Annotated in this window: 7 protein-coding genes; all 7 read right to left on the bottom strand. The window is 44.6% G+C overall.

The window, feature by feature from the left end; translation table 11 throughout:
* Nucleotides 1-80 precede the first annotated feature (80 nt).
* Genes AC3Z9T_RS19730 through tssH form a run of 7 tightly spaced genes read right to left on the bottom strand, consistent with a single transcriptional unit; the run spans nucleotide 81 to nucleotide 12,276 of the window.
* The gene (locus AC3Z9T_RS19730) at nucleotides 81-1,817 is read right to left on the bottom strand and encodes a type VI secretion system baseplate subunit TssF (protein ID WP_490127790.1); all 1,737 of its coding nucleotides are present in this window, start codon (nucleotides 1,815-1,817) and stop codon (nucleotides 81-83) included.
* Between the two features lie 39 nt (nucleotides 1,818-1,856).
* On the bottom strand, nucleotides 1,857-3,185 hold the full coding sequence (locus tag AC3Z9T_RS19725; RefSeq protein ID WP_490127789.1) for a VasL domain-containing protein: 1,329 nt from the start codon (nucleotides 3,183-3,185) through the stop codon (nucleotides 1,857-1,859).
* 38 nt (nucleotides 3,186-3,223) lie between these two features.
* Entirely contained in the window at nucleotides 3,224-6,772 is a 3,549-nt protein-coding gene (tssM, locus tag AC3Z9T_RS19720) for a type VI secretion system membrane subunit TssM (RefSeq protein WP_490127788.1), read from the bottom strand.
* The gene (tssA, locus tag AC3Z9T_RS19715; RefSeq protein ID WP_490127787.1) at nucleotides 6,769-8,226 is read right to left on the bottom strand and encodes a type VI secretion system protein TssA; all 1,458 of its coding nucleotides are present in this window, start codon (nucleotides 8,224-8,226) and stop codon (nucleotides 6,769-6,771) included. The genes tssM and tssA overlap by 4 nt, the downstream gene beginning before the upstream one ends.
* 5 nt (nucleotides 8,227-8,231) lie before the next feature.
* Entirely contained in the window at nucleotides 8,232-8,876 is a 645-nt protein-coding gene (vasI, locus tag AC3Z9T_RS19710; RefSeq protein WP_490127786.1) for a type VI secretion system-associated protein VasI, read from the bottom strand.
* Entirely contained in the window at nucleotides 8,873-9,670 is a 798-nt protein-coding gene (locus AC3Z9T_RS19705; protein WP_490127785.1) for a Fis family transcriptional regulator, read from the bottom strand. Before AC3Z9T_RS19705 ends, vasI begins: the two co-directional genes overlap by 4 nt.
* Nucleotides 9,667-12,276: a type VI secretion system ATPase TssH gene (tssH, locus tag AC3Z9T_RS19700; RefSeq protein WP_490127784.1), complete on the bottom strand. Its 2,610-nt coding sequence runs from the start codon at nucleotides 12,274-12,276 to the stop codon at nucleotides 9,667-9,669. Before tssH ends, AC3Z9T_RS19705 begins: the two co-directional genes overlap by 4 nt.

The raw sequence follows: 12,276 nt of genomic DNA, 5'->3' as shown, positions 1-12,276 counted from the left end.
CGTTGGCATCAGTTGTTTCCATACTTAGTTCAATGTGTCATATGACGCAGTGAGTCACCACGCCATCCCTCAATCAATGGCTACAGCAGCGATTTATAGCCTTGTAGTGGTGAGGGCGATAGATACCACGTCGGTAAATCGCTATCGCCAAAGTTCACGGACATCTCTAACAACATGTTTTCAGATAAACAAAACGGGAAAAAATGGTACAAATGCGTCACAAACATGAAGGCTTCCCCTTCATTTTCAAATTGGCCACGATCGAGGGTCAGGCTCAGCGATAAGCAGCGGTGAGTCTTACCTTTAAGAATGTAATCATAGAGATGGGTGTTGAGTGCAACACAACCTGCTAGCAGCCGCTCCAATTTTCGAGTCACTTGCCGGTCGTTTTCACGGTATAAGATATAGTCTGATAGCATCTGCTTAATGGTGGGCAGTGACATCAACATAAACGCATTGGCGCTGTAGTGAGAGAGCAGTTGCCAATAATATTTGTCATTCACAATCGGTGGATAGCAATTTGATAATACGGTGATATTTTCCGTCACCACCCCTTCAGGCACTTTCTCATTGTGCTGATTTAATACCCCCACGCGACCGTCTTGGTAGCGCTCAAAACTAATATATTGGCAGGAGAAACACTGACTCGGCGGCAAGGTCATGGGTTCTCCCTGATTGGTATAGAAATTCAAGTAATACAGGGTGCGCCCACGAATATCTGTCTCGATGGTCAAGGCATAAAACAGCGCTTGTTGATATTGAGGAAGTAACCGTGATGCCGCCGTGAAATCGGTCATCGGGTAAAAATGACAATATAATCCACGCTCTTTCTCATGTGATTGCAGCGCCAATTGAACATCCGATAAACTCGCCAAATAGTGGTTAGCGGGGATCGGCAATAAATAGGACGATGTACCATACTGAAAATCCATTTCTAATTTATTCTGTTTTTCTCGGTCAATCGTGGGCACACAGTTTAAATAGAAGCTGTCTTCACATTGTGCTGGGGTGATCGGCAACTGCTGATTGAAGTAGATATTGATGACGACAATGGGATCAGTTTGCCAATCCAGTTCTTTCACTATCGAGGGTATATCAATATCAATAAAATGATGTACATGCGGCAGATAGAAACCTTCTAACAGTTGCTGAGGAGCCGATAGCCCACAGTCGGATTGCTGAAAGATTTGATACTGCTTACCGATTTTCGGTTCGAAGGAAAAATCGATATTGTTGCCACGATAGTACTTACCCTGATGAGCCAACTCGATATAATCAAAATATTGGCTAAACCCCAACATTAAGGCATCAGCGACACTTTTTTCTTTGCTTAAAAACAGGTTTAAGGCCGCCGTCATCTGTGAGGTGAGTTGTCCACGATACCTCACACTCAATGAAATGCAGCTGCGATTCGGTTGATGCGTGATTTTTTTCTCAACAATGGTGAACGGTTGCAGCGTCATGCCATAGCACAGGCTAAAACTGGCACCATCAGATCCCAACACAGAATGACCGGCTGGAATATGGTAAGGGTAATTAACCACCTCCGTTTGGTCGACTTGAATAATCGCCGTCGAAGGTAACCCTTTGATGGCCTGAGAGCCTAAACGCTGTAACAAAGGTAAGGTGATCTCAGGAAAAGCGTCATCAATTTTTTCTTGCAAACGTGCGGAAAGAAAAGCAAACCCTTCAAGTAGGTAGCCCGTATGCGGATCTTGTGGGTCTAAAACATGCGCAAGATGTGGCTTCTCTTGCGCATAGTTATCAGCCAGTTTCTGCAAATATTGCTTTTCTTGTAGGTATTTAATTTCACTCATGGTTTATCTCTTTCCGCTATCATGCCATCGACTCATGTTTTAGTATGAGTTGGGTTTTAAACCCTGCTTTTCTGCCTGCTTTTGCAGTTCGTAGTAACGCGCTAGCAAACCATTAATTTGCCCATCGATATTGCTGATCAGTGTGGGTGAAATGGGCTGACCACTGTCGATTTGCAGCGCGAACTCACGCAGTTTTTCTTCCACTGGCGTGCTTTTGTTATGTTGTTTTTGGATGTCATAGATTGCGGTTTTCAAATAAGACAGGGTGAAGCTACCGCGATTGCGCTCTTGCATGACAATTTTGTCTGACAGCTGTTGCAACAGCGCAGTGGTTTCTGACCAACTGTCATCGATGGGGGCATTTTCGAGTCGAGTGGTGATCAGGTTTTGCCAATTGCGACTAGCGTAGGCTTGGTCGGCATCGTTCGGCCATAACCCTTTTGCTGTTTCCACAAGGGAGTCAGAAAGTTTTAAGCTAAAAACAGGTGATTGCTTTTCCAAAAGATTCAGGCTATCTGAATAGCTAGCGAGTTCAGGTTTAAATAACCAGCGCGCTGCGGCACCTTCAGGCACTGAGGTAGTGGCAATCAGCGCCTGTTTGAGGGGGTAATACACGGCGTAACCAATACCCGCAAATAATACAGCGCTAGCCACTAAGCCAATAAAAAAGCCTTTTGTCGCGCTCATTTTTTCTTGGATAGGCAGCGGTGCAGGCTCTGATGGCGCAGGCGTTTCAATAATAATCGATTGTATTGGCAGTTCTTGCTGAGCTTTCGGTTGCTGGATATACACCAAAGGTGGCAGTTTTACCGCTTGGCTTTTGATTTTACTCAGAGAGTCTTCGCGCTGTTCGAGGTTTTTTGCCGAGTTTTGAAAAAACCACAGTAGGTTTTCTAGCTTAGGCACCTTTGACCATGTGGTTTGTGCCAGTTTGTCGATAATCAGCTGTAGCGCACGCTCGGAGCGGTAAATTAGACGTAAATCATTGGTGTCAAACGTGAGCTGGCGCAGGGTAGAGCCTGCGCGGCTGTTAAACCAATTTAAAATATCGGCACGATGGTGTGGCTGCTCTGGCCATAAGTGATCCCACTGAGTGACGACAACACTGGCAAGCAGTTCAGTCCCTTCAGTGAAGCCACTTAACCCATGCAGTTGTAATCGAGCTATGGTGTAATAAATACCACTCTGCAAATCAATACCGTGGTTTTTGAATAAGGTTAAGCAAAGCGATTCAATGAGTGTCCAGCTCACTTCCGGGCGAGCTGGATGGTTTAGTTTATTGAACTCTGCTTTTAAGGCGATAAATTCAGGAGTCTCCAGAGGAGACCCTCCTACTTTGATCACTAAATTTTCAGATTGCGTACTCATTATTTCACTATTCCTTTGTTGTTATACCGAAAAGCACATTAGTAAAGGGTTTCCGGTAAACGGAATCGGGTAAATAATCCCCCAAAGAATGGGTTGTTAGATTCATCGATTTGCACACGGTACGTCATGTCACCACCATCGATGCTGAAACGCACATCGAAGGAGTTTGGTTTCACATTCATTAACTTACCGCTGTCGATCAGGCGTAACTGTGCCCACGGGCCACTAAAACTTAACGCACGCGGCGATTTATCACCTGAAAGAGGAACTAATGTGAGTTTGCTTTCTATATTTGAACGCATGGAGTTTGGCCAAACCATATGCACGGTATTGCTGCGACCATGTGAGTAATCAATAATTTGCCCATCAAGGTTCAAAATACTGCGGCGCTTATTGCCGGAAAGTGACAGTGGTTCAACTGCAAACTGGGTTTCAAGGTTACCTTGAGCAGTAAAGAAGGTGTCACGAATGCGGTTTGCAACCTCAATCTGTGCCAATACATCAGGGCGGATCAGCGACTGCCCATCCATATTTTCAATCAAATTATTTTCTACAAACAAACGTAGATTTTGCTGATAGAAGCTATCGATAGTACCGTTTGGTTTAAAGAAGCGTTCAAATTCACTCAGTGGTACATCTTGGGTTGATTTCGGATTGAATGGGTAACGCCCTGCAATATAAGCGTTATATTGCTTAACCACATTTTCATTCCATTCCACTTCCATGTAACGAATAGCTTCTTTTTGCACCACGTTCCATGCTTGGTCAGCAAGATCACCCACCCAGCGGTTCAATGGCTCCGGCAATGTTTTCGCCATCTGTGATAGCTCAAAAATCACATCACGGTTGTTGTCGTTCAAACGCATCGATACAGCTTTCAACGCTGCTTTACCCGGAACAGGTGAGTTTTGGATACTTAACAAATAACGGTGTAGATCGTTCAATTTTTGATTGAGGTTTTGCAGGTTTTCGCCGTTATTACTCACCAAAATTTCAGTTTCTGGGGAAAACTCTCTATCCAATCGGCTCAATAACTTGTATTTAGGCTCTTCCATCAGTTGTTTTTGTTCTGACGAAGGCAATGAGCTATCAATGGCTGGTAGAGAGGTGTTATCTCTGAGCACTTGTAGCGCACGACGTAGAGGTTGCTCACCACTAATGATTTGTTCCAACGCATTGATTTCGTCTTGGATGGTGTCAAACTCGCGGATCTCTAAGTTGCTCATCGCACCACGCCATTGCGCGGTGTAGTCGCTGAGATACTGTTCGCTGATTTGACGTTGAATTTCTTTACGATCACTATCACTGTATTGAGTATTGCGCGCCAAGCTCAGTACCCAAGCATCTAATAACGTCAAATCAACCAGCTCATCGTTCTGCCTGATAAAGTAGTTAATTAGCCCCGAACGTGTGAGAAATTGTGGGATTTCTAGCTTATCTTCATCGATTGCCGTGAATACGGAGTTAAAACCAGGGCCAATTTGATGGCGTAGGTTCAGTGGCGATGACAATGTTTGGTTAGCTTTCAATCTGAGAGTTTGGTAAACACGCTGATAAAGAGAGAGGGTGCTGAGTTCTTTCTGTGCATCATTGATTGGTTTTGCAAAAGGCATAAAGGCCTTATTGGCAATCACGGAGCCGCTATTACGCTCTGTCTGCCAATCAGTATGCTCTAACGCATAATGTAAGTGGCCTCGCAGTTGCATCTGGATATCTCGCTGCCCAGTAAAGATTTGGCTCCAATAATTCGCCATGTAGTCTTCAACTAAACCATTATTACGACCACTTTTATCATCTAGCATGCGCATCACACGCAGAATTTCCAGTTTCTCCTCACTGCCTTTTTCTGCTGCATTTAACTCAGTAAGCAGCCCAGCCATAATCGCCGGTAAGAAGCGCTCAGTCAGCAATTGTAGATAAACATTTTCAACTTGCGGCCCAACTTTTTGGCCTTGGTACAAACCCATTTCGGATAATAAACCGCTCTTGTCGCGATGGTTTCCATAAGCCAACGCGGCTTCCCTTAATGGGTTCAATACAGGAAGCTGTTTACTACCGTCAACATCTTTAGTGGTACTTGATTCTATCGCGCGGAAAGATTTCACTTCGTTGAGAACATTTTCACCTGCACGGTAGTTTTTATTGTAGTAATGGCTCCAGCCATTCCACACCACCAGCAAGCCAACCACGCCCACCGTTGAAGCAACCAATAAACGGGTACGATGTTTTTTCAACCAATAGTGGTTTTCTGCCGCTAGGTTTGGCTCGCTAAATAGCACATCACTGAATAAGTTTTGGGTGAAATACGGATGTGTATCCGCAATCGGCCAAGTGGTTAACGGTGCGGTAGGTAAATGATATTGAACTGATGCCGTTTGGCTAAACACATCATCAATTTGCCCGATTTGGGTTGATGAAGTGAGGTATACCCCTCTTAAACGGATATTTTTTTGTTCATTATTCGCAATCAATGATGAGATCAGTTTGCTAACACTGCTTTGTAAACCTTCAATTTGGCGTACAAAACTGAACAAATCGCTACGCTGACTACCTTCAGAACGATTTAACATCATCTCAGGTAATGCGCTGTTCATTTGGCCAACCCACTGCGTCCAAAATGTATTGAGTTGTTTTTCCCAGTTTGCATTTTCTTTAGCGCTAAAAGAAACACCCAGTACTTGGTTACGTTGTTGGGCGTCCAACGACTGGAACATAGCATCAAAGCCACGTAATAAATCAAGCTTAGTCAATACGATATAGAGTGGTAGCTGGCTGTTAAATGTCATACGAACTTCTTCAATACGCATATGTAAGTCAGCAATCAATTGACTATTTTTTTCTTTCGAATTGGTTAACAACGCCAAGGTATCAATAGTTAGAACAATGCCATTCATCGGTTGTCTTGAACGATTAGTATTTAACCAATCGAGTAATTCATTCCACAAACGATGATATAGCTGAGGTTTATCATTTGGCCCCATCGGTTGGGTCAACAATTTGCCATCCGGTACAAACAGCACCGCGTTATCTGCCAACAAACATTGAATATGTATAGGTAATTTATGATCACTGACGACATTTTCAGTCGGTGCAATATCCAAGGTATTGAGGCTATTTTTCAGCAGTGTCTGCTTACCACTATCGTCAGCCCCTAATACAAAGTACCAAGGACGCAGGTAAACCGCGTTAGTGTGGCCATTTAAATGACGAGTAAATTGCGACTTCCAGTAATCAAGGTAACGGTTTTGGAAATCAATATCATTACGGACAGGATCAACCACGGCGAGCTCAACATCTAGTTTGAGGCTTTCCAGTTTTTTCACCCGTTTCCATGTGGCATAACCAATCCAACTGACAATCACTAACACAATCACTATGGTTGCTAACCAACGTGCACTCAGTTCTTTCAGTGGATAGTCGTCTTGGTAGTGAAATTCAGGGCCCCACCACCAAATCCAGATAATTAAAATGGCAGGGAGCAACGCCAAACACAGCAGTAAAAATGATTTAATTTTTGGTTTATCGCCAAAAAACAGCTTTTTAAGAGAACCTGTTATTTTTGGTATGGATAGAAAAGATAATTTCATTGTTGTGAATTCCTATCAAAGGTCATTTCCTGCTTTTCTTGCGCTTTGCGTGCTAAACGATTGAGCAAATCTGGCTCCCAGTCTGATAGCGAGTAATGTAATGCGGCAGTATGCAGTTGCAGATAAAGGTTCTCAGCCATATGTGTCATACCTGCTTGCTCAAATAATTGGGCTGATAACAATTGGCTATAAAAGCGCGTTCTAGGCTCTTCAGTTGCAGCAATAAAACTCTCAACCCGTTTTAATGCTTCGCTTAGCCCATGCTCTTCAAAACATTGCAAAATTTCTTGTTGCTCAGCGTGTAAATTGTGAGCGCCAGTCGATGATTGGCTATTAGCTGATTTTTGGAAGCTGCTCAGCCAAGATTGCACTTCTTCAGGCAAAAAAGGGCTCATATCTGAAAAGCTCAACTTAGCCAAATCAGGTAAGCGGTTTAAAAATAGCTGTAGCTCCTGAGCAATGGCCTCTCCCACTCGTTCATGGCCCAGTCTTGTCGCCACTTGTCCTGCCAACATGTGGCCTTCAAACCAATACGGTGACAAAGTCAGGCTCTGCTCAATGTTATTCAGCAGTTCCATTGATGGTTGAGCCATTTGGTTTTTATAATCAATGATGCGGTCTTGAGAAACGGGGGCTAATGGCGTTTTACCCTCATTGTTCGCCATCGGTAACGCATTGATGGCATGCCAAATCGCATAACGGCGTAAGCAATACCCCACCGCGCCGGAAGGTGCTTGCTCACACACCGCTTCAGCCACTTTAAGCAATGTTTGCTTCCATTGACGCTCATCGCTTTGATTAACTTCAATATTAGGTGTACTGATAACGAGAGCCTGAGCTTGCGGAGCACTTTCAACGACTGGTTTTTCACTCGCAGCAGGCGTTGCAGCCGCGACAACTAAGGCAGGTTCACTTTGTTCGATACGGCTATAACGGCGACTGAGGGTATCTATTTCAGCGGATAGATCAGGACATTGCGAGTGCCACGATTTAGCCAAAAAGGCAAAAGAGCCTAAAATATTATCACGTTGATTCGCATCCGCTTGGCGGCAAAAACTGTCTTGCGCGGTATCAAAACGTTTAAGAATTTGCCCTGCTAAGCGTTGCTTCAAACGAATATTTTGTGGATAGCTCGTCTCCCAAAAATGACGCACAAATTCGGCTAATAATTCTGCTGCTAGCGCCAATTCGTTCGGCTCTCCGGCATGTTGCAAGGTACGCAAAAGATGTACCAATAAGCGAAAGTCTTTGGTTTCGCTAGCAAACAATTGCAGTGCTTTACGTTGGATCTCTTCAATATTTAATTGAGCATGGCTTAAGGAGCCAAACTTGATCATTTCGCCATCAATATATTCCCAATCGGGGTTATCATCAGCGATAGGTGCCGCTTGTTTGTCCTCATCGAGAGGCATCAACAGCAGCTCTTTCCATTTTAGTTGTCTATTCATCGTCATGATAATTACCAGTGGCAAGCTACCCTTAATGGTTTGATCTCTTCTGACATGCCTGAAATATTGAAAGTCAGTCGGTCATTGTTGGCGAGTTTTAACGTTAATTTTTCGCTATTTAGCAGTCTTTTAATTTCATCAATCCCAGGAATGCCGCGGCTGGATTCCAAAACGTAGCCGTTTTCACGCAGAAACCAGTCAGCAGTAAATTGGGTTTTATCGGTAGTTAGCATCACGCTACCTGCCTCTTGCTGGCGTGGTAGTGCCACTTGTAACCGAGTGATATTGTCAATACAGCTGATCATCATGATGGGACGAGGTGGCGCAAAACCAATCGCGGGTATGGTCATGATGACGGGGTAGTCTCCCGTTTCAGGAACCGTCACTAAGAAGCCTGCGCTGTTATCTTCTCGGTGCATTTCATGTTCCATGGCTTGGCGCCACGCCTTGCCCATTTGGCTTGGATCCAGCTGCGTCTCTGCGGGTGAGTCCACCATGATCTTGTCATAGCAGGCCAAGCGGATCAGTTGTGATGACTCCAAACGACACTCGGACAACGCTTGGGTTAGCGCTTGCGGGTCGAGTTTTTCCGCTGATGCCATTGCCGTAACCAGTAAAGCAGCGATTAGCCCCCCTGTTAGCGGTGAAATGTTCATCTCATGCTCCCATATTTTTTCAATTTATAGATTAGGGACCGCTTTGATAAATTCAGGCTCGATGCCATCGCTTCGAAATCACCATCGAATTGTTGCTGTCGGTCTTTTAAAATTTGCTCTTCGTAATGCTCCGTTGCGACAGTTAAGTCATCTATTTGTTTAAAATCAGAGAGATTGTTATTCCCTATTGGCACAACTGGGCTCGTCAATGCGTTGACCGCAGCTTGTAACTGTCGCTCACGATCTTGCTGTAACGAATTGAGATATTGCAGATGAGCAATTTTTTGTTGGGTGTGTGACCGCTCAAGGATGCTTTTGAGCTGATGATGAAATAAGGCACAGTAAATAGGAAAAATGCCTTGCTCGTAACTTTCCATATCGAGTGCCTGACCAAACAAGGTGATCGCACCACAGATTTTATTGCGCAGATCTCTCAGTGGTAGGCTATAGAGTCCTGTACCCGGCGGGAGCTCCGCCACAAACTGGTGAAAATGGCGATCGTTGATGTGGGTGCCTTGTTTTAAGTTTTCCCACAACACCACCTGCCCTTTCGATATTAGCTGGATCAACGGATGATCAGCATCGCTAATATCGACATCCAAATACCCTTGCTCAACTTGACCCCATTGCTTAATACTCCAACTTTGTAAACGGTTTTCAGGTTGGTTAATTAATGAAACAACAAGGGCACTATATGGGCTGCGTGTGAAGCTGAATGCCAAAAATTGGCTCGCTAACACATCTAAGTTAGTGCACTCAAGTAATGCTAGGGCATTTTTCAGTCGTGATTTCATAGTTCCGCGTTCACCGTTGCAACGAACTCATCGTTCTGTGTGGATAATTGAATGAGATCAATCGCTTCATTTTTCGCACTGTGTTGGAGCAACAGCAGTGATAGCGGCGGTAATAATGCCCCATCGATAATTGACTCAAGAATTCGTGCGCCATTTTCAGCACGAGAAGCACGACGCAGAATTTCATTTGCCACACTGTCATCCAACTCAACTTGAGCACCAAAACGTTGTTCAAGCAGTGATGTCAAACGAGCAAGTTTGCCACTGACAATTTGTTGTAAGACCTCTAATGGCAACGGTAAGAAAGGGATCACTTCCATACGCGCCAAAAGTGCAGGTTTGAAGAATGCCGTTAATTCAGGGTATAGGGCATCCTGCAACTCATCTGGCCTATCTGCATAAGTCGTGATGATTTGATCACCAAGGTTAGACGTTAAGAAGAAAGCTACGTTTTTACAGTCAATCACTCGACCTTCGCCATCGGCTAATTCACCCTTATCAAACGCCTGATAGAATAAATTCAGCACGTCTGGATGCGCCTTTTCCACTTCATCCAACAGCACAACAGAGTATGGTTTCTGACGAATAGCTTCAGTTAACACCCCACCTTCACCGTAACCGACATAGCCCGGCGGTGAACCAATTAAACGTGAAACCGTATGTTTTTCTTGGAATTCAGACATGTTGATTGTGGTCAGATACTGAGTACCACCAAACATCAATTGAGCGATTTGGATCACCGTTTCGGTTTTACCCACACCACTTGGCCCTGCCAACAAAAATGCACCAAGAGGGCGTCCTGGGCGACGCAAATCAGCTCGAGCTGTCAATAAATGCTTATGCAAACATTCAATGGCCAACGATTGGCCTTTGATCGTTTGTTCTAAGTAAACAGGCAGTTCGGTAACGACGGATAAAGCATCTTGTGATAGACGGTTTAGTGGCACGCCTGTCCATTCAGCGATCACTGCGGCAATCTGTTTTTTATCAACATGTGGTGATACCAACAAATGCTGCTCATGCAGCTCATTGAGCTGCTCATTAAGCTGTTTTAGCTGTTCTTTAAGCACCAAGCTGTCATTGATGGCAAGCTGCTCATCGCTTTCAAGTAACTGTGCTCTTAGTGCAACAATTTGTGAAACAATGGCTTGTTGGGTTTCCCACGCCATTTGTAGCTCTTCAACTTGTTGATTGATGGCTTCAGCCTGCTCAGCCAAAGCATCAAGGCGAATACGGTGATCATTCAAGCCTAACTGCTGCTCGCGCTGTAACACCTCCATTTCCATACCGATTTGATGTAATTCGGTTTTCAACAAAGAGAGCTTTTTCGGTGGCGAAGAGAGGTTAATGGCTGCCCGTGCTCCCGCAGTATCAAGGACATCAATCGCTTTATCTGGAAGCTGACGCCCAGAAAGATAGCGTTCACTCAGCTCTGCACTGGCACGTAGTGCTTCATCATCAATAAATACTTGATGCGCCTTTTCATAAATAGAGCGTAACCCACGCATGATGATCACCGCTTCTGCCGCGGTTGGTTCTTTAACTTGAACCAGTTGGAAGCGGCGTGCTAAAGCGGCATCCTTTTCAAAATACTTTTTGTACTCACTCCAAGTTGTCGCCGCAATGGTGCGTAACTCACCACGCGCTAACGCAGGTTTCAATAAGTTAGACACATCTAAGCCACCCTGTTGGTTACCTGCACCAATCAAAGTATGTGCCTCATCAATAAAGAGAATAATTGGATGTGGCGATTGGCTGACTTCCTGCATAATGCCTTTGAAGCGTTTTTCAAATTCACCTTTAACTGCTGCGCCGGCCTGCAACGCACCAAGATCTAATGTCATTAATTCACAACCACGTAGCTTTTCAGGAATTTCACCTGCAACGATGCGTAGTGCTAACCCTTCAATCAACGCACTCTTACCGACCCCCGGCTCCCCCACAACCACAGGGTTGTTTTTACGGCGGCGACATAAAATGTCGATCATCAAATCAATTTCATGGTCACGGCATAAAACGGGATCTAATTGGCCATCACGGGCCTGTTGGGTCATGTTTTGAGTGAATTTCGCCAGTAGTGTATCCGTAGGGCGACTTTCTCCTGCTTGCTGCTGTGCTTCTGTTAAAGGCGCTTCCGCCGAACCTGCCGTCCAGCTGTCAAAATTCAGTCGTAGCTGCTCGCGATTGACTTGAGATAGCAAATCAGCAACGGGTTTCGACAGGTAACGCAGTGGCATTTGCAGTAAAGTTAAAAATAAGGTACCTGAGCGCAGCTCACTATGGTTATATTCGGTTGAAGCTAATAGCCAGCTATCTTTCATCCATTCAATCAATAATGGCGAGAAACTTGGGTAGCTTTGGGTGATTGCATGGTGTGGTGGAATTTGTACTTCAAGCAACTCAACCAATTCGATGACATCTAAATCCGCTTTATGGCTGATCAGGCGAATGTCAGTTAATGGTGTTTCGACCAATTGCTGAAAAAACTGCGAAACCGTAATTTCAGGTTGCTGGTGGCTCACGCAGTATGCTGCTGCGCTTTCTAGCGCATGCTTGGCAATAGGATGTAAGCGGTTAACCAATGTCGAAAGATCAATCTGAATCAT

Source organism: Providencia sp. 6390, assembly GCF_058148425.1.
This window is presented reverse-complemented; position numbering and strand designations above follow the sequence as displayed.

Excerpts from the sequence above, each read along its gene's own strand:
- AC3Z9T_RS19730 (WP_490127790.1), bottom strand. The coding sequence starts at position 1,817 with ATGAGTGAAATTAAATACCTACAAGAAAAGCAATATTTGCAGAAACTG.
- AC3Z9T_RS19725 (WP_490127789.1), bottom strand. The coding sequence starts at position 3,185 with ATGAGTACGCAATCTGAAAATTTAGTGATCAAAGTAGGAGGGTCTCCT.
- tssM (WP_490127788.1), bottom strand. The coding sequence starts at position 6,772 with ATGAAATTATCTTTTCTATCCATACCAAAAATAACAGGTTCTCTTAAA.
- tssA (WP_490127787.1), bottom strand. The coding sequence starts at position 8,226 with ATGACGATGAATAGACAACTAAAATGGAAAGAGCTGCTGTTGATGCCT.
- vasI (WP_490127786.1), bottom strand. The coding sequence starts at position 8,876 with ATGAACATTTCACCGCTAACAGGGGGGCTAATCGCTGCTTTACTGGTT.
- AC3Z9T_RS19705 (WP_490127785.1), bottom strand. The coding sequence starts at position 9,670 with ATGAAATCACGACTGAAAAATGCCCTAGCATTACTTGAGTGCACTAAC.
- tssH (WP_490127784.1), bottom strand. The coding sequence starts at position 12,276 with ATGATTCAGATTGATCTTTCGACATTGGTTAACCGCTTACATCCTATT.